General features: G+C 66.5%; 15 protein-coding genes. 9 read left to right on the forward strand and 6 right to left on the reverse strand.

The genetic code is table 11. From position 1 onward, the window contains the following. Nucleotides 1-66 precede the first annotated feature (66 nt). Nucleotides 67-684 carry a PAQR family membrane homeostasis protein TrhA gene (gene trhA, locus ACSX1D_RS15960; RefSeq protein ID WP_439859441.1) on the forward strand — a complete coding sequence of 206 codons (618 nt, stop codon included), beginning with the start codon at nucleotides 67-69 and terminating at the stop codon, nucleotides 682-684. A gap of 314 nt (nucleotides 685-998) precedes the next feature. Here trhA and ACSX1D_RS15965 read toward each other — a convergent pair whose 3' ends face one another. Further along, entirely contained in the window at nucleotides 999-2,462 is a 1,464-nt protein-coding gene (locus ACSX1D_RS15965) for an aspartate/glutamate racemase family protein (RefSeq protein WP_439859442.1), read from the reverse strand. Between the two features lie 56 nt (nucleotides 2,463-2,518). Continuing rightward, nucleotides 2,519-3,787 carry a dicarboxylate/amino acid:cation symporter gene (locus ACSX1D_RS15970; RefSeq protein ID WP_439862344.1) on the reverse strand — a complete coding sequence of 423 codons (1,269 nt, stop codon included), beginning with the start codon at nucleotides 3,785-3,787 and terminating at the stop codon, nucleotides 2,519-2,521. Nucleotides 3,788-4,115: 328 nt separating this feature from the next. Between ACSX1D_RS15970 and ACSX1D_RS15975 the strand changes: the two genes are divergently transcribed. The 3 genes from ACSX1D_RS15975 to ACSX1D_RS15985 all read left to right on the forward strand — a co-directional run bounded on the left by ACSX1D_RS15975 (nucleotide 4,116) and on the right by ACSX1D_RS15985 (nucleotide 7,470). Beyond that, on the forward strand, nucleotides 4,116-5,021 hold the full coding sequence (locus ACSX1D_RS15975) for a LysR substrate-binding domain-containing protein (RefSeq protein WP_439859443.1): 906 nt from the start codon (nucleotides 4,116-4,118) through the stop codon (nucleotides 5,019-5,021). Nucleotides 5,022-5,733: 712 nt separating this feature from the next. After that, nucleotides 5,734-6,210, forward strand: coding sequence for a cupin domain-containing protein (locus tag ACSX1D_RS15980; RefSeq protein ID WP_439859444.1), 477 nt, complete (start codon nucleotides 5,734-5,736; stop codon nucleotides 6,208-6,210). Nucleotides 6,211-6,435: 225 nt separating this feature from the next. Beyond that, complete coding sequence (locus ACSX1D_RS15985; protein ID WP_439859445.1) at nucleotides 6,436-7,470, forward strand: sterol desaturase family protein; 1,035 nt, start codon at nucleotides 6,436-6,438, stop codon at nucleotides 7,468-7,470. Nucleotides 7,471-7,494: 24 nt separating this feature from the next. Here the strand turns inward: ACSX1D_RS15985 and ACSX1D_RS15990 are convergent, their stop codons facing one another. Next, on the reverse strand, nucleotides 7,495-9,858 hold the full coding sequence (locus tag ACSX1D_RS15990; protein WP_439859446.1) for a DNA polymerase II: 2,364 nt from the start codon (nucleotides 9,856-9,858) through the stop codon (nucleotides 7,495-7,497). 202 nt (nucleotides 9,859-10,060) lie between these two features. Here ACSX1D_RS15990 and ACSX1D_RS15995 point away from each other — a divergent pair, with 202 nt between their 5' ends. After that, nucleotides 10,061-10,666, forward strand: a complete 606-nt coding sequence (locus tag ACSX1D_RS15995; protein WP_439859447.1) for an eCIS core domain-containing protein — start codon at nucleotides 10,061-10,063, stop codon at nucleotides 10,664-10,666. A 6-nt stretch (nucleotides 10,667-10,672) separates the two neighbouring features. On the opposite strand, the gene ACSX1D_RS16000 is transcribed toward ACSX1D_RS15995, so the two are convergent. Then, nucleotides 10,673-11,332, reverse strand: coding sequence for a hypothetical protein (locus tag ACSX1D_RS16000; RefSeq protein ID WP_439859448.1), 660 nt, complete (start codon nucleotides 11,330-11,332; stop codon nucleotides 10,673-10,675). Nucleotides 11,333-11,515: 183 nt separating this feature from the next. Here ACSX1D_RS16000 and arsN2 point away from each other — a divergent pair, with 183 nt between their 5' ends. The 3 genes from arsN2 (at nucleotide 11,516) to ACSX1D_RS16015 (ending at nucleotide 13,402) form a co-directional block, all read left to right on the forward strand. Continuing rightward, on the forward strand, nucleotides 11,516-11,962 hold the full coding sequence (gene arsN2, locus ACSX1D_RS16005; protein WP_439859449.1) for an arsenic resistance N-acetyltransferase ArsN2: 447 nt from the start codon (nucleotides 11,516-11,518) through the stop codon (nucleotides 11,960-11,962). 156 nt (nucleotides 11,963-12,118) lie between these two features. Further along, the gene (locus ACSX1D_RS16010) at nucleotides 12,119-13,030 is read left to right on the forward strand and encodes an EamA family transporter (protein WP_439859450.1); all 912 of its coding nucleotides are present in this window, start codon (nucleotides 12,119-12,121) and stop codon (nucleotides 13,028-13,030) included. Nucleotides 13,031-13,093: 63 nt separating this feature from the next. Next, entirely contained in the window at nucleotides 13,094-13,402 is a 309-nt protein-coding gene (locus ACSX1D_RS16015; protein WP_439859451.1) for an I78 family peptidase inhibitor, read from the forward strand. Nucleotides 13,403-13,439: 37 nt separating this feature from the next. On the opposite strand, the gene ACSX1D_RS16020 is transcribed toward ACSX1D_RS16015, so the two are convergent. Continuing rightward, nucleotides 13,440-14,105, reverse strand: a complete 666-nt coding sequence (locus ACSX1D_RS16020; protein ID WP_439859452.1) for a GntR family transcriptional regulator — start codon at nucleotides 14,103-14,105, stop codon at nucleotides 13,440-13,442. 304 nt (nucleotides 14,106-14,409) lie between these two features. Here ACSX1D_RS16020 and ACSX1D_RS16025 point away from each other — a divergent pair, with 304 nt between their 5' ends. Continuing rightward, nucleotides 14,410-15,948 carry a sigma-54-dependent transcriptional regulator gene (locus tag ACSX1D_RS16025; RefSeq protein WP_439859453.1) on the forward strand — a complete coding sequence of 513 codons (1,539 nt, stop codon included), beginning with the start codon at nucleotides 14,410-14,412 and terminating at the stop codon, nucleotides 15,946-15,948. Between the two features lie 79 nt (nucleotides 15,949-16,027). On the opposite strand, the gene ACSX1D_RS16030 is transcribed toward ACSX1D_RS16025, so the two are convergent. After that, nucleotides 16,028-16,939 (reverse strand): SDR family oxidoreductase, encoded by a 912-nt coding sequence (locus ACSX1D_RS16030; RefSeq protein WP_439859454.1) that lies wholly within the window; start codon nucleotides 16,937-16,939, stop codon nucleotides 16,028-16,030. Between the last annotated feature and the right edge of the window lie 32 nt (nucleotides 16,940-16,971).

A 16,971-nucleotide genomic window follows, 5' to 3' on the forward strand; every position in this document is an offset into this window, starting at 1 on the left:
GCGGGGTTGAACTTTGCGCCCCGAGGCCGCAGCTTGCCCCACTCAAATGGATTCGGAACGCTGCCCATGTATCACGGAGAACGCCTCAACGCCTGGACCCACCTGGTCGGCGCCCTGCTCGCGACACTCGGCGCCGTCTGGCTGCTAGTGCTGGCCAGCCTGCAGGGCGACCCCTGGAAAATCGTCGCCTTCGCCATCTACGGCCTGAGCCTGGCGCTGCTCTACAGCATCTCCACGCTCTACCACAGCCTGCGCGGGCCGGCGAAAAGCATCATGCGCAAGCTCGACCACCTGTCGATCTACCTGCTGATCGCCGGCAGCTACACGCCCTTCTGCCTGGTGTCCCTGCGCGGGCCCTGGGGCTGGTCGCTGCTTGGCGTTGTCTGGGGGCTGGCGCTGCTCGGCATGCTGCAGGAGCTCAAGCCGCGCTCCGAGGCACGGGTACTGTCCATCGTCATCTATGCGCTGATGGGCTGGATCGTCCTGGTGGCGATCGAGCCGCTGCTGGCCGCCCTCGGCAGCGCAGGCTTCACCTGGCTGGCCGCCGGTGGCGTCTGCTACACGGTGGGCATCGTCTTCTTCGCCTTCGATGAACGCTTCCGCCACTGGCACGGCATCTGGCACCTGTTCGTCATCGCCGGCAGCCTGCTGCACTTCGTGACGCTGTGGCGCTACGTGGTGTGAGCTGGCGGCGCACTCCCGAACCTCGGCTCGCAACACCGTCGCAACCTGACCGCACCAAGAGCGGTGCGTGGATCATCCGCCTGCACGCCTGACTGCGCAGTTACCGGAAAAGGCCGATAACCCTGACGCGAGGCCATTGATGATCATTCCCTGATGTCCTATCAAGCCGCCTCGCTACTTATCTGCCAGCCCGGAAGCCAGAGCGAGCCGGCAACGGCCGCCCCACCGGGCAACTAACGAGCCTTGGCGGCAGCTCGCATGGCCGGTGGACAAGCCAACCCGGTCCGCCCGACCTAGCTGGATGATTTCCGCACTCAACCCACGCTAGATACTGGCTCGCCCTCGGTTGCGAGGGCGATGCAAGAGGCCGCCAACACGCTGGTCGGATCAATCAGCGGTACAGCCGTTGGTTCTGCGCCTGGCAGTTCGATCAGCGGTAGCTCGGTACAACCCAGAATCACCGCTTGAGCGCCTAGCTCCAACATATGGGCGATGGCGGCGGCAAGATCTTCGCTGCAGCGGCCTGAGGTGTGTCCGGCCTTAACGCCGCTATCGCCATATATGGCGGCCATGACCCGTTGCTGTACTGGCTCGTCGGGTACGAGGAGTTCCAGGCCGGAGCCAGCGAACGCCCGATGGTAAACACCGCTGGCGACAGTACCGGAGGTGGCGAGCAGGCCCACACGGCTGATGCCCGGCAGATTGAGCTGGATATGCTTCTGCACTTCGCCAAGCATGTTCAAGATCGGCACGTGCAGATGCGGCTGAATCCTCTCGACGAAGGCATGGGCGGTGTTGCAGGGAATGACGATCACGTCGGCTCCGCCTGCTTCCAGCCGCTTGCCGGTAGCCAGCAGCGCAATGCTCGGATCTTCTCCACCGGCCAGGAGGTTCGCCGTACGATCGGGAATCTGAGGATTCTGTTCGACGAGCATCTTTATGTGGTCCTGGTCGCGCGCCGCCGTGGTCAGCTGAACGACCTTGCGCATGAAGTCGACCGTTGCCGCCGGCCCCACGCCGCCGACGACCCCAACCTTGAACAGGTTGCGCGGATGCCTGGCACCAACGGCCAGAGCGTATTCGGCGTAGGCTTGATTGCTATCGATGACCGGCGCCGCGACGCGAGCGCGCAAGGCCTCGATGAATACGGGAATTTCCGTCAAACCGGGGACTATCACCTCGGCGCCACGCTGGAGCAAACTTTCACAGGCCTTGGCCAGTCTTTCGACGCACGGCAGGTCATGGTGGCCGCTGCGAATGCCCTGCGGGCCATAGACAGCCGTCATCAAGTCATCCGTTTGCACCCGAGCATCGGGATAGACGACGTTCCATTGGTCCGCGAACGCGCGCTCGAACAGCCCCGAGCTCTTGACGAAATTAGACGTCAGCACGCCGATCGAGCGCGCCTCGGGATGATCCCGCTGTATCCGCGCGCGCAGAGCATCCATCAGGTTCACGACGGCCAGACCCAGTTCGGGCCTGAGTTCATCGAGAAAGCAGTGGGAAACGAAGCACGGCACCAGCGCAATATCGACGCCACTGCGCTCCATGCTCCGCAGCGCGTCGTACACATAGAACTTGCGCCGCGTCGGATCGTAGTCGTCCTCGGCTGCCAGCCCGGCGTCGGCAAACGTATGCTGTTCGAAGGCAATATCCAGCTGCTGCTGAGGCGTGCCCTTGATCAGCTTGAGCAGCGTGTCCACTCCAGCTACGGCGCCTAGGCCACCGACAACACCATACTTTTTCGGCGTAGCGCGGCTCGCCATTTTTCTTGCCATGGATAGATCTACCTGCCTGCGAGTGGCCGGGGCCGCAAGCGCCGCCCCGGCGAGAGTCATGCCTTGACCGGATTGGCTTGGACTGCAGCGTCTGCCGACTTGAGCACCTGGTGTGTGTCGTAGAGTTCTTGATCCAACTGTCCTTCGCTCTTGGCGACCAGAACGGAAACGGCACAGTCACCCATTACGTTCACCGAGGTGCGAGCCATATCGAGTATCCGGTCGATGCCGGCGATGATTGCCACGCCTTCCAGTGGCAGGCCGACCGAGGTCAGAACCAGCGACAGCATGATCAGGCCGGCGCCGGGAACCCCTGCGGTGCCGATCGAGGCCAGGGTGGCGGTAAGGACGATGGTGGCGTACTGGGCGAGGCTCAGGTCGATGCCGTAGGCCTGGGCGATGAACAGGACACACACGCCTTGGTAGAGCGCCGTACCATCCATGTTGACGGTCGTGCCAAGCGGCAGCACGAAACTGGATACGCCGCGGGACACGCCCAGGTTGCGCTCAGCCGACATCATCGTAATGGGCAGAGTGCCAGCACTGGAGGTGCTGCTGAAGGCAACGATGGCCGGCTCGATTACGCCTTGGATGTAACGAACGGGATTGAGTCGTGCGACGAACTTTATCAGCCCCGCGTAAACAACTACGGCATGAATAAGGCAACCCAGGTACACCGCGCCAATTACTTTCGCCAGGGGCGCGAGCAGGTCAAGGCCGTAAGTGCCGGCTACCCAGGTGATAAGGGCGAATACGCCATAAGGTGCGAAGGAAATAATGATGCCGGTGAGCTTGTAGAACACTTCGGCAAGCCCATCCATGAACACCTTCACCGGCTTCGCCGCGTCGCCGGTCAGGGTAATGGCCAAGCCGAACAGGATTGCAAAGACGATGATCTGCAGCACGTTGCCCTGGGCAAACGCGGCCACTGGGTTGGCCGGAACCAGGCCGACCAGCGTGGCCACCAGGCTCGGTGATTCCGCCGCGGTTACGGCTTGCGCAGCACCCAGGTCAATCCCGAGGCCCGGCTGGATGACGGCAGCCAGCGCCAGGCCGATCATGATCGCCACCGCCGTGGTGGCCAGGTAAAGCACCATGGTCTTGAGGCTGAGGCGGCCCATGGTGGTCATGTCGCGCAAAGCGGTTACACCACTGACCAGCGAGATGAAAATAAGCGGCACGATCAGCAGTTTGATGCCGTTGAGAAACAGATCGCCGATCGGCTTCACGGCCGCCGCGTATTCACTGTTTCCAGTCTGATTAAGAGTGATGCCAAGTATCAGTCCGAGAGTAAGGGCGATGAAGATCTGTTTCCATAGAGGCATTGCAGTCCAGAAGGAAAGCAAGCCTGGAGTTGGCTGAACGGACGGTGTGTTCAATGAAAAGACTCCCAGTGTTTGAGTGCAGAGTAATAGTTGTTGTAGGCAGTACAGGGGGCGCGGTGGCGGATATCTTTAGTTCTTATCGGGAAGGACAACGAGCGGGTAATTCTTATACGCGCCGGCCCCGGCGCATGCCCAATTCTTCTTTTCGATGAGCAATGCTTTTTGTGCATGGCGCTGGCAAGGGCAGCGTGATCCCGTAAAGTGATGGCTACGGGTGTGAAGGCTAACAGCGCTGAGGTGCGAGTGGACGAAGTAGCAGGCGGGGCCGATGGAAGTTAACTGGCTCGAGGATTTCTTGACGCTCGCCATGACTCGCAATTTTTCGCGAGCGGCCGAGATGCGCAACGTGACGCAACCCGCCTTCAGCCGGCGTATTCAGACCCTGGAGGCCTGGGTTGGCGCGTCGCTCATCGATCGCAGCGTGTTTCCCATTGCCTTGACCCCGGCCGGCAAGGCGTTCCGGGGAACGGCCCAGGAAGTGCTGCAGGCACTGCGCGATGGCAGGGACGAGGTTCAGGGGCTGTTGCCCAGGGGCGGTGGAGTGGTCACCATTTCGGCGTCACATACCCTCGCGGTGAGCTTCTTTGCCGATTGGCATGCGGAACTGCAACGCAACGTGGGTCCGATCAAGGCGCGGGTGCAGGCCGACAACGTGGCCGCCTGTGCCGAGGCGCTGATCTCGGATACCTGTGATCTGATGCTGGCGTATAGCGATTCTGGCGTGGCGAACATAGTGGGTCTGGAGCGCTATCCCTCGGTCCTGCTGGCGAGCGATCGACTGGTTCCGGTCAGCGCGCCCGACGCGGATGGGGCTGCGCTGCATTCACTGAGTGGCACGCAGCTGGTCCCCTATCTGTGCTACCCCAGCAACAGCTTCCTTGGACGCATGACCAGCTCGGTGGTGGAACGCGAGCGCCTGGCCGCAACTCTGGAGTATCGATTCGAATGTTCCATGGCCGATGTACTCAAACGTGGGGCTATTGCCGGCGTTGGATTGGCCTGGGTCCCGGAACGAGTGGTTCGCGATGAGCTCGCATCCGCCGCCCTGGTGCTGGCTGGAGACGAACGGCACTGCATCTCGCTGGGAATCACCCTCTATCGCAAGTCTGGCAGTTGTAGTCCGCAAGTAGAGCGGATCTGGGCCCTGGCGCAGTCCGGGTCCAGCTCGACATGACTGCGCAAACTACCCCCTCCAAATAGGACCCGCCAACTGTGCGGGCCCACCCCTCCCGATCAACCATTGAGGTCCGCCGTCGCATTCGCCACCAAAGGTGAACCACCAGCGCTGCCGGCCCATCGAACCGGACGAAGCGCGTCGCCGGCTGCCGGGACGTCCAGAACCTTGCATCAGCAGCGGGGCGAGTAGCCTGCCCCCCTACTCAATCTTGAAGCCGCGCTAGGCTGGACAACGTTTACTTGTCCACGGGTTTCTGTGCTTGGCTGACTCGGCCGGCACTGCCACTCCTCGCCGCCGCCCCCACTCGCAAGTAGCCACTCGTAACTACCAACGACGCCGGCCAAGATCTCGTTGCAGCGGCCGCTGCTGTCGGCACGGTTGCATGCCATTTCCAGTTTTCTAGGACTGTTCGCCTTGAGCAATCCGTAGTTCATGCGACGGGGCCAAACATTCGACTGAGCCAGCAGCTCCCGGTTGCTATAGCACCCAGGACGAGTACAGCACTCATCCTTTGCTACCGGCCAACTTGCCCTGCTGCCGGCCCCGGGCCTGCAGCAGGGCGCGGCTCGCAAAAAGGCGGCGCGCGGGGAGCGTCAATACGGCACTCGGCTCGTTCGCTACGCTCACTAGGACCGGCTGATACCGCCTCTTTGCCGTCGTTGGGCGGCACTCGGCTGGGCAGCTGGTCAATTACAGTGAGGAACGAATCATGTTCAGCAGATCATTGGTTGTTCGCATAGGCTCGCTTGGGCTCGTGCTGCTCGGCCTCAACGGCAACTTCGCGTTTGCGCAAACGGCAGATACGGAGAAGGCGCTGGCACTCAACCCCGATAGCCCGCAGCTCGAGTGGGGGGCGTGCCCGCCGTTCTTGCCGGCGGGATGTGCAATCGCGGTTCTGCACGGCGATCCGTCCAAGGAGAACCTGGACGTCTTCCTTAAGCTTCCCGGGTTGTCTGAAGTGCCCGCGCACTGGCACACATCGGCAGAGCGCATGGTGCTGGTCTCCGGGGTGCTGCACGTCACCTATGAGGGGCAGAGCGAATCCATCCTCACCCCCGGGACCTACGCGTACGGGCCGGCGAAACGCCCGCACCATGGCCGCTGCGCGAGCGCCGATCCGTGCATTCTGTTTATCGCTTTCGAGTCTCCGCTGGACGCCGTGCCAGTCGCAGCGCCTGCGGACTAGCGACGATGCAGGCTCCGCCCGTCGCAGCGCCAACCGGGGCGGGCGCAGCTTGCTCCTTGGCTGTCGATCGCCCTGCCCGCTGGCAGGCGTCCGGTCTGCGCAGGGCGCGGCGAGCCGGCCCATGACGCTGTCGAACCGGTGGATGCCGCATTGGAATCTACTGGCGAATGCAAACGATTCCAATTGCCCCTATAATGCCGGCTTTTCGCCCGAGGCCGGCTTGCCGTGGACGCGCTCTCCTTACTCTTTGCACATCTTGGCGAACTGCTGATCGAGCCGGTCATCAAGCAGTTCTCCGGCATTTTCGACCTCAACGGCCGCTTCGGCGTGGTGTTCCTCTCGGTTTCCTATGCCGTGGCCTACGCCCTGTTCCGCTGGCGCAAGCGGCACGGGCTGACCGAGGCGCGCTCGTTCTGGCAGTTCATCGGCGGCAGCAAGGTGTACTTCCACCCTTCGGCGCTGCTGGATTACCGCTACTACTTCGTGCGGGCCATTCTCAAGGTCGCACTGGTGGTGCCCATCGTCGGCCTGGTCGATCCCTATATCCTGCGCTCGGCCGACTACATGGCCTTCTTCACCAACCTGTGGGGCGCGCGGCCGCAACTGGGTGAGAACCTGGCGCTGTCCCTGCTGTACGGGCTGGGCGTGTTTCTGGTGCTCGATTTCGTGCATTACTGGGCCCACCGCGCCTTTCACTCGCGCTTGCTGTGGGAGTTCCACAAGGTGCATCACTCGGCGCCGGTGCTGGTGCCGGCGACCGCGAGCCGGGTGCACTTCGTGGAGAAGATCGTCGGCAAGCTGGCGACCGCCGTGTTTCTGGGCGCCTACGCCGGCACCTTCTGGTACCTCTGTGGCGGCGAGATCAGTCGCTACACCCTGTTCGGCGTGACCTACCTGGTGTTCATCTGCAACGCGCTGGCGGCCAACCTGCGCCACAGCCACGTCTGGCTGTCGTTCGGGCCGGTCATCGAGCACGTACTGAACAGCCCGGCCCAGCACCAGATCCACCACAGCGCCGCGCCCAAGCACTTCAACAAGAACTTCTCGACCAACCTGTCCCTCTGGGACTGGATGTTCGGCACGCTCTACGTCACCACCTCCAAGCCCGAGCCGCTGCAGTTCGGCACCCCCGATCACGCGCGCTACCTGACGATCTACAGCCTGATCGTCACGCCCTTCGTGACCACGGCGCGCAAGTACCTCCCGGGGAAGCGCCCGCGCACGACGACTTCGGCGCGCTCGGAAAGCTCCTACTCCTGACCGCCCCCATAGCGCCCTGCCGTCCTAGAACAGGCCGAGCTGGCCGTCGACCAGTGCGCCGAAGTCGTCATCGACGAACGGCAGGATGGCGTCGGCCACCGGCCGCAGCTGGCGCGTCACGTAGTGGTCATAGTCGATGGCCGCCTGCCGGCACTCCAGCGGCTCCGGCCCCGCCAGGGTGATCACGTAGCTGATCCAGCCGCCGCTCTGGTACTGCCGCGGCCTTCCCTGGCGTGCGTTGTAGTCGTCGGCGAGGCGCGCGGCGCGCACGTGCGGCGGCACGTTGCGCTGGTAGTCGTCCAGGCGCCGGCGCAGGCGCTTGCGGTAGACCAGCAGCTCATCCAGCTCGCCGGCCAGGGTGCGGCGCACGTAGTCGCGCACATAGGCCTGGTACGGCTGGCGATGGAAGACCCGCCAATAGAGCTCCTGCTGGAACTGCTGGGCCAGCGGCGACCAGTCGGTGCGCACGGTTTCCAGGCCCTTGTAGACCATCTCGTCGCTGCCGTCGGCGCGCCGCACCAGGCCGGCGTAGCGCTTCTTGCTGCCCTCCTCGGCGCCGCGGATGGTGGGCATCAGAAAGCGCCGGTAATGGGTCTCGAACTGCAGCTCCAGGGCGCTGTCCAGGCCGAACTCGGCCCGCAGGTGCTCGCGCCACCACTGGTTGACCCGCTGCACCAGGGCCCGGCCGATGCGCGCGGCGTCGGCCTCGTCGTGGGCACGCTTGAGCCAGACGAAGGTGGAATCGGTGTCGCCGTAGATCACCGCGTAGCCTTCGACCTCGATCAGCTCGCGGGTGCGGCGCATGATCTCGTGGCCGCGCAGGGTGATGGACGAGGCCAGGCGAGGGTCGAAGAAGCGGCAGCCGCTGGAGCCGAGCACGCCGTAGAAGGCGTTCATGATGATCTTCAGCGCCTGGGACAACGGCTGGTTGCCGTCGCGCTTGGCCGCCTCGCGCCCCTGCCAGACTCGCGCGGCGATGGCCGGCAGGCAATGCCGGGTGCGCGAGAAGCGCGCGCCGCGAAAGCCCGGCACCGAGTCGCTGTCATCCGGATGGCGCAGGCCCTCGACCAGGCCCACCGGGTCGATCAGGAAGGTGCGGATGATCGAGGGGTAGAGGCTCTTGTAGTCGAGCACCAGCACCGATTCGTACAGGCCCGGTTGCGAGTCCATCACGAAGCCGCCGGGGCTGGCTTCCGGCAGGCGCTCGCCGAGGTTCGGCGCGACGAAGCCCTGGCGGTGCATCTGCGGCATGTACAGGTGGGTGAAGGCGGCGACCGAACCGCCGCTGCGGTCGGCGGGCAGGCCGGTGACCGTGGCGCGCTCGAGCAGGAAGGTCAGCAGCTCGGTCTTGGCGAAGATCCGCGTGACCAGCTCGCAGTCGCGCAGGTTGTAGCGCGCCAGGGCGGGCTTTTCTTCGGCGAACATGCGGTTGATTTCATCCATGCGCTGGTAGGGGTTGTCGAGCGACTTGCCTTCGCCGAGCAGGGTCTGGGCGACGCTTTCCAGGCTGAACGAGGGAAAGCTCCAGGTCGCCGAGCGCAGCGCCTCGATGCCGTCGATCAACAGGCGCCCGGCCGCCGCGGCGAAGTAGTGGTTGTTGCGGCTGCCATGCTCGCGCCACTCCATCGGCTCGCCACCGCGGCCCAGGCGCAAGGGCACCTGCAACTGCTGGGCGTGGGCGTGGAGCACGCGCAGGTCGAACTGCACCAGGTTCCAGCCGATGATCGCGTCGGGGTCGTGTTCGGCCAGCCAGTCGTTGAGCCGCGCCAGCAGCTCGGCGCGGCTGGCGCAGTAGTCGAGGCGAAAGTCGAGCGCCGCCTGCGCGCCGTTGGCCGGGCCGAGCATGTAGACCTGGCGCTGGCCACAGCCTTCCAGGGCGATGGAATAGAGCTCGCCCTTCTCCGTGGTTTCGATGTCGAGGGACACCAGGCGCAGGCGCGGCCGGTAGTCCGGCGCCGGCTTCATCCGCGCCTCGCGCAGCACGCCGTGCTCATCCGGCGTGCCGGCGAAGCTCACCGGGGCGGTGATGAAGCGCTCCATCAGGTAGCGTTCCGGCGGACGGATATCGGCTTCGTAGACGCTCACGCTCTGCTGGCGCAGCAGCTTGTCGATGCGCATCAGCTGGCGATGCTGGCGGCAGTACAGGCCGAGCACCGGGCGCTGGCGAAAGTCGCGCAGGCCCAGCGGCCGCAGTTCCACCTCGCGTTCGCCGCGCAGCAGCGCCGCGGCGCGCTCGCGCTGCTCGGCCGGAATGAAGGCCACCGAGGGCTGGCTAGGCAGGCGGATCAGCCGGGGGCCCTGGTCGGTGGCCAGCCAGAACTCGACTTCGGTGCCCGCGGGCGTATCGCGCCAGTGCCGGGTCAGGACGAAACCCTGCTGAAGATCCACCACCGCAACCCCAAGTTCCTGTTTCAGCGGGCGATTCTACGTGGCATGGGCAAGGATTGCGCGGCCGCCGGCCGGGCCATGCGATCATCCCGGGAAATTCTGCCGGGGCGGCCTAACGAACCCGCGCCGCCGCGGTCCAACCCGCGGTTGGGCGACGCCAATGGCCACGCCCCAAGAGCCTGATAGTCCGTGGGAGCTTTCCTTGTCTGCTACATATTCGCGCCAGCTGCTGCGCCTGGCGGTTCTCCTGCTGGGCCTGGGCTCCAGCCTGCCCGCCCTCGCCTGCCCGGCCGGCCAGCACCGGGTCTGCGTGGTCACCTGCTTCTGCGCCCCGGGTAGCCGGGAGGAGATGGGCGCCCTCTTCGACGACCTCGGCAAGATGGCCGCCGCGAGCCTGGAACAGTGGCTGGTGCGCTCGCGCAACACGGCGGCCGCCGGGATCACCCACCCCATCCCGCTGCATATCCGCGCCCATCTGGAGCCCTACTTCGACCTGCGGGTGCTCGACTCGGCGCGCTACAAGGTCGGCGACGATGTGCAGCTGAACGCCGCGCACACCATGCTGCAGAACCCCGACGTCAGCGCCGTGACCCTGGTCGATATCATCGTCTTCCGCCACGAGCACGACGCACTCGACAACGTGGCGCTCTGGGCCCACGAGCTGCACCACGTGCAGCAATACCTGGAGTGGGGCGTGGGCGAGTTCGCCCGGCGCTATACCCGCGACCACCAGGCGGTCGAGGCACCGGCCTACGAGATCCAGCGCCAGGTGGCCAGGACACTGCGCCCCGCGCCCGGACCGGGCTAAAGCGGCTCAATCCACCGCGAAGCAGTACAGCAGCCCTGCCCCGCCGGTGCCGATCAGCGCTTCCTGGCTGCAACCGCGGCTGGCATGGGAGGAGTTCCACGAGCGCGACGGCGCATCGTCGCGCAGGCCCATGCGGTCGTGGTGGCCGACCTGGGCGGCGCCCTCGCCACTGCTGGTCCAGTTGCTGCAGGTGCGGTCCTCGCCGGGAGCGAACGCGGTGCCGTCGGCCTGGGAACCGGTGAGGATGTCGTGCTGGTTCGGCGAGTCGCCACGGCCCTTGATGGTTGCGCCGTACTCGTCCAGGGCGCTCGCCTTGTCCAACAGGTTGTCGCCATGCAGCTGCGCGACGCTGCCGGCGATGACCACGCCCCTGGCGTTCTGCCAGGGGCCCGGACCGATGCGATCGCGGGCATTGATCGCCGGCGCGCCATCGACGGCCGATACGCTGAGGTAGGCATGCCAGGTGTGCTGACCGGCGCCAGCGGCTGCGGCCAGGCGCTGGCAATGGCCATCGGCACCGATCAGCCCGCCGAGGTCGGCCCCCTTGCCCATGCCCTGGCTGGTGACGAAGAAGCTCATGTCGGCCGGGCCGGCCTGACTGGCCAGGCTGCAGCTGAGGGTGAACAGCGCCGCGGGCAGGCTGCGGCTCAGAGACACTTTGAACATGTGCGATCCTCCTGTGCAAATGCGCCCCCCAGCGCCGAGTGACAACCCTTCAGCCTAGATGATGGCGGCGCACATCGCTGCACCCCGCGTCGGCCCATGGGACGGCTGCCAGACGCCGGAAAAATTGCCACACTACGGCTCACAGGCCGCACAGGCGGCATGCCGACTGAGGAGAGAAGCTTGATGCAGCCATCCATCACCCCGGTGACCGAAGCCGACGACCTCCTGCCGTTGCTGCGCGCCTGCGACCTGCCGGTGGCCGATATCGCCCCGAGCCAGAGCCAGCAGTTCTTCGCCCTGCGCGACGACCGCGGACTGCTCGGCGTGGTCGGCCTCGAGCTGATGCAGGACCTGGCCCTGTTGCGCTCCCTGGCCGTCGATCCGGCCCATCGCGGCAAGGGCCTGGCCACGGAACTGGTGGCCTTCTGCGAAACACGCGCCCGCGAGCAAGGGGTGCAGCGCTTGTTCCTGCTGACCACCACCGCCGCGCGCTACTTCTCCCGGCTCGGTTACCAGCCGGCAGACAAGTGCGCGGCGCCGCCGGCCATCCAGGCCACGGCGCAGTTCGCCGGGCTGTGCCCGGCCTCCTCGAGCCTGCTGTACAAGAGCCTCGGGCGCCCCCGTCCCTGAACCCGGCCCGCCCCTGGGCACGGCGCTGTCGACTGCGGCGGCCCTGGCCGGGGCCACCGTGCTAGAGCGCCGGCCGGCCCCAAGCCCGGTCAAGTGCGCTACCCTGCGCAGGCGGATGGATGTCGCCGCAGCTCAACCAAGGATTCGCCGCACCTCATGCCCACCCATACGCCGTTCCCTCGCCATCTCGCCGTGCTGCTGCTGGCCGCGTTGGCCTGTGTCCTGGCCGGCAACCACGTCGCCGCGCGGGTGGCCTTCGACCACGATGCCGGGGTGCTGCTGGCGGTGCTGTGCCGCTCGGGCACGACCCTGCTGGTGCTCGGCGGCCTGGTGCTCTATCAGCGGCAAAGCCTGCGCCTGCCGCCGGGGACCTGGCCCTGGCAATTGCTCATGGGCCTGCTGTTGGCCATTCAGAGCCTGTGCCTGTACTCGGCCGTGGCGCGCATCCCGGTGGCCCTGGCCCTGCTCGCCGCCAGCACCTTTCCGATCATCCTGGCCCTGCTCACCTGGGCCCTCGGCGGGCCGCCGCCGACCCGGCGCAGCGCCTGGCTGATGGGCCTGATCCTCTGTGGCCTGCTGTTCGCCCTGGACGTGCCGGCCCACCTGAGCGGCGACGCGCAGACCGGCTCGGCGTCGCTGCTGGGCATCGGCCTGGCGCTGTGTGCCGCCTGCGCCTTCGCCGCCGCCTTGTGGGTCAGCGAGCACCGCCTGGCGGGCCTGCGCGGTTCGGTGCGCAGCATGCTGACCATGCTGGTGGTGTTCGCCAGCTCACTGCTGGCCGGCGCCCTGGAGCTGATACCCGGCGGCGCCGCGCAGCCGTCCAGCAGCGTCGGCTGGCTCGCCCTGACGATACTGGCGATGCTCTACGGAACCGGGTTCAGCCTGCTGTTCATCTGCATGCCGCGCCTGGACATGGCCCGCAACGCGCCGGTGATGAACCTCGAGCCAGTGGCGACGCTGCTGCTCGGCTGGCTGGTGCTGGGGCAGATGCTGGGCCCGCTACAACTGCTCGGCGGGGCCATAGTGGTCGGCGGCATCGTGCTGCTGGCCTATCGTAAACAACCTTAGGTATTCATCGTGTTTGCCACCGGCTCGACTCAACCATCAGCCGCCGCCAAGGAGGACCTCCGCATGCCGATCAAGCCCATCCACACCACCGCCTTTCTGGCCCTGCTCGCCCTGCTCGGCGGCTGCAGCTCGACCGCCACGCCAAGCGCCGGCAGTGGCGTCAGCGACACCAGCTGCCGGGCCGAGGCGGTGCCGGGCATGCTGGGCAAGCCGGCCACCGCCGCGCGCATCGAGCGGGCGCGGGAGCAGACCGGAGCGAGATCCGTGCGGGTGGTGGCGCCCGGCGATATGGTGACCCTCGAGCACGACCCGCAGCGCCTGACCATCGACATCGACGAAGCCGAGGTGATCCAGCGCATCAGTTGCGGCTGATCCGGTTCGAACTAGCTGGCGGCAGCACCGCCCGGGCTCAGTCCTCCAGCGAGTGCAGCAGTGGCAGGGAGGCGATCAGGTCGCTGAAGCGCTTGCCCTGAATCATCACGTGCTCGCGCAACAGCTGATTGGCCTTGTCCGCCTCGCCGGCGCGGATCGCCGCGACTATCGCCGCGTGCTCGTTGAGCGAGTTGGGAATGCGGTCGCGTATGCGCAGCTGCAGGCGCCGGTAGGGACGCAGGCGACGGCGCAGGATCCAGGCCTGCTCGACCAGAAAGGCGTTCTGACTCGCCGCATAGATGATGCCGTGGAACACATCGTTACGCTCCGAGTAGAGGTCCGGATCGCCGCAGGACCGGACTTCCTCGCAGGCCCGTTCGGCCGCCACCAGGGCCTCCTCCTGGGCCTTGCTGATGCGTCGCGCGGCCAGGCGACCGCACATGCCTTCGAGCTCGGCCATCACCTCGAACATCTCCACCAGGGTGTGCGGACCGACTTCCGCCACCACCGCACCGCGGCGCGGGCGGATTTCCACCAACCCGGCATTGGCCAACTGGTTCAGCGCTTCGCGCACCGGCGTGCGGGACACGCCGAAGCGCTCGGCCAGCTCGGTTTCGTCAAGGTGCTTGCCCGGCGGCAGCTTGCCGGCGGCTATTAGTGCTTCGATCTCGTCACGGACTGCTTCCGAGCGCATCTTGTTCATTAGAAACCCACACCCGCATACACAACTGGTGAAACGCCGCCTGGGCGCCCGATCCTGCATACAGGAAAACAGGCCTTGCACCCGAAAGCGAATCTCAAGGGTGCATGTTAAGCGCGGAGTGAGCGGAATTACAGCCGCCTCGCTGGCCGTCGAGCGCTGCGCCACCCTGCCCTGGTGACGCAGATGCCCGCGGCAGGTGCCTCCAGCGCCCGGGTTGCGCAGCTCCGGTCGTGCGTCTCGGTTAACTCTGGCGCGCAGACCGGTCATACTGCGCTACCTGCATTCGAGCCACCCTGCCCTACCTATGCGCATTCACGTCACCTTTATCGACCGCGTCGGCATCACCCAGGAAGTGCTGGCCCTGCTCGGCGGGCGCAATCTCAACCTGGACGCGGTGGAGATGGTGCCGCCGAACGTCTATATCGACGCGCCGACGCTCAGCCCGGTGGTGCTCGATGAACTGCGCGAGGCGCTGTTCCAGGTGCGCGGCGTACAGGCGGTGACCGTGGTCGACATCCTCCCCGGCCAGCGCCGCCGCCTGCAACTCGACGCCCTGCTGGCGGCGATGAGCGATCCGGTGCTGGCGGTGGATGGCGAGGGCCGCGTGCTGCTGGCCAACCCGGCCCTGGCCGACCTGTGCGGACGCGAGCCGGAGGGTCTGCCCTTGGGCGAACTGTTCGCCGACCCGGCGCTGCAGGCCGCGCTGCTGGAGCAGCGCTTCCGCCTGCCGCTGCGCGAGGTCACCCTCAACGGCCAGGCCCTGCTGCTCGATGCCACGCCGATCAGCGAGACCGGCGACACCGGCCTGCACCAGCTGGCCGGCGGCCTGCTCACCCTGTACGCGCCGAGCCGAATCGGCGAGCGCTTGGCCGCGCTGCACCATGACCACGTCGAGGGCTTCGACTCGCTGCTCGGCGAGTCGCTGCCGATCCGCACCCTGAAGACCCGCGCCCTGCGCGTCGCCAGCCTCGACGCGCCACTGCTGATCCACGGCGAAACCGGCACCGGCAAGGAGCTGGTGGCGCGCGGTTGCCATGCCATCAGCGCACGGCGTAACGCGCCCTTCCTGGCGCTGAACTGCGCCGCGCTGCCGGAGAACCTGGCCGAGAGCGAGCTGTTCGGCTACGCGCCCGGCGCCTTCACCGGCGCCCAGCGCGGCGGCAAGCCGGGGCTGCTGGAGCTGGCCAACCAGGGCACGGTGTTTCTCGACGAGATCGGCGAGATGTCGCCCTACCTGCAGGCCAAGCTGCTGCGTTTCTTGAGCGACGGCAGCTTCCGCCGGGTCGGCGGCGAGCGCGAGGTCAAGGTCAACGTGCGCATCCTCAGCGCCACCCACCGCGACCTGGAGAAAATGGTCAGCGACGGCGGCTTCCGCGAGGACCTGTTCTACCGCCTCAACGTGCTCAACCTGGAGGTGCCGCCGCTACGCGAGCGCGGCCAGGACATCCTGCTGCTGGCACGGCACTTCATGCGCCAGGCCTGCACGCAGATCCAGCGCCTGCAGTGCCACCTGGCGCCGGACACCTATGCGGCGCTGCTGGCCAACCGCTGGCCGGGCAACGTGCGCCAGCTGCAGAACGTGATCTTCCGCGCCGCGGCGATCTGCGAGAGCAACCTGGTGCAGATCGACGACCTGGACATCGCCGGCACCGCGGTGGCGCCGCAACAGCTGGACGGCGAGATCGGCAGCCTGGAGTCGGCGGTGGCCGGCTTCGAGAAGGCCCTGCTGGAGAAGCTCTACGTCAGCCACCCCTCCAGCCGCCAGCTGGCCGCACGGCTGCAGACCTCGCACAGCGCCATCGCCATGCGCCTGCGCAAGTACGGGATTCCCGGCAAGGGTTGAGCCGGCGCCGCTGTTAACTCGAGCAGCGCGGCCCCGCACCGCGTCCGGGCTACCGCCCCCACGGCCCTCGCCTCTTGGCTCAGCGGGCGTGGCGCTGCAGGTTGGCCATCATCGCCTGCAACGCCTCGATATTGTCGGCCGGATGCACGGCCCCTTCGAAGTCGCAGATCTGCTGCCAGTGGGCGGCCACGTCCTCCGGGCTGAAACCCTGGTGCGGATCGAAGCCGGCGCCGAGACTGCGCTCCCAGCGGGTCTTGCCGATCCAGCCGCCGCCGACCTCGAACAACCCGGCCGTGTCCTGGCACTCGGCACTGCCCAGGTAGACCACCAGGGGGCTGACCAGCTCGGGCTTGAGTTGTTCGAACACCTGGGCGGGAATCAGCCCCTCGGTCATCCGCGTGCCGCCGGTGGGGGCGATGGCATTGACCAGGATGTTGCTCTTGCGCCCCTCGACGGCCAGGGTGCGGGTCAGGCCATAAAGCCCGAGCTTGGCCATGCCGTAGTTGGACTGGCCGAAGTTGCCGTAGATGCCGGAGGTCGAGGCGGTGAAGATCACCCGTCCATAGGCCCGCTCGCGCATGTGCGGCCAGGCCGCGCGGGTCACCTTGTAGGCGCCCTCGACATGCACCCGGTAGACCTGCTCCCAGTCGGCGTCCTCCATCTTGTGAAAGGTCTTGTCGCGCAGGATGCCGGCGTTGTTCACCACCACGTCGACACGCCCGAAGGCGTCCAGGGCATGCTGGACGATCTTGTCGCCATCAGTCACCGAGTCGTGGTTGGCGACCGCGCTGCCGCCGGCGGCGCGGATCTGCGCGACCACCTGGTCCGCCGCCGAGGCGCTGGCGCCTTCGCCATGGGTGCTGCCGCCCAGATCGTTGACCACCACCCGGGCGCCATGCTGGGCGAACAGCAGGGCATGGGCACGGCCCAGGCCGCCCCCGGCGCCGGTGACGATCACGACCTGGTCTTGAAAACGGATGCTGGCAGTCATGCAAGAGGCTCCTGGTGAATTTCGAGTGCCGG

This window comes from Pseudomonas sp. MBLB4136, assembly GCF_051904765.1.
GTDB lineage: Bacteria > Pseudomonadota > Gammaproteobacteria > Pseudomonadales > Pseudomonadaceae > Aquipseudomonas.

What these genes read in the sequence shown, in the direction of transcription:
- trhA (WP_439859441.1), top strand. Translation starts at nt 67, where the DNA reads ATGTATCACGGAGAACGCCTCAACGCCTGGACCCACCTGGTCGGCGCC.
- ACSX1D_RS15965 (WP_439859442.1), bottom strand. Translation starts at nt 2,462, where the DNA reads ATGGCAAGAAAAATGGCGAGCCGCGCTACGCCGAAAAAGTATGGTGTT.
- ACSX1D_RS15970 (WP_439862344.1), bottom strand. Translation starts at nt 3,787, where the DNA reads ATGCCTCTATGGAAACAGATCTTCATCGCCCTTACTCTCGGACTGATA.
- ACSX1D_RS15975 (WP_439859443.1), top strand. Translation starts at nt 4,116, where the DNA reads ATGGAAGTTAACTGGCTCGAGGATTTCTTGACGCTCGCCATGACTCGC.
- ACSX1D_RS15980 (WP_439859444.1), top strand. Translation starts at nt 5,734, where the DNA reads ATGTTCAGCAGATCATTGGTTGTTCGCATAGGCTCGCTTGGGCTCGTG.
- ACSX1D_RS16000 (WP_439859448.1), bottom strand. Translation starts at nt 11,332, where the DNA reads ATGTTCAAAGTGTCTCTGAGCCGCAGCCTGCCCGCGGCGCTGTTCACC.
- arsN2 (WP_439859449.1), top strand. Translation starts at nt 11,516, where the DNA reads ATGCAGCCATCCATCACCCCGGTGACCGAAGCCGACGACCTCCTGCCG.
- ACSX1D_RS16010 (WP_439859450.1), top strand. Translation starts at nt 12,119, where the DNA reads ATGCCCACCCATACGCCGTTCCCTCGCCATCTCGCCGTGCTGCTGCTG.
- ACSX1D_RS16015 (WP_439859451.1), top strand. Translation starts at nt 13,094, where the DNA reads ATGCCGATCAAGCCCATCCACACCACCGCCTTTCTGGCCCTGCTCGCC.
- ACSX1D_RS16020 (WP_439859452.1), bottom strand. Translation starts at nt 14,105, where the DNA reads ATGAACAAGATGCGCTCGGAAGCAGTCCGTGACGAGATCGAAGCACTA.
- ACSX1D_RS16025 (WP_439859453.1), top strand. Translation starts at nt 14,410, where the DNA reads ATGCGCATTCACGTCACCTTTATCGACCGCGTCGGCATCACCCAGGAA.
- ACSX1D_RS16030 (WP_439859454.1), bottom strand. Translation starts at nt 16,939, where the DNA reads ATGACTGCCAGCATCCGTTTTCAAGACCAGGTCGTGATCGTCACCGGC.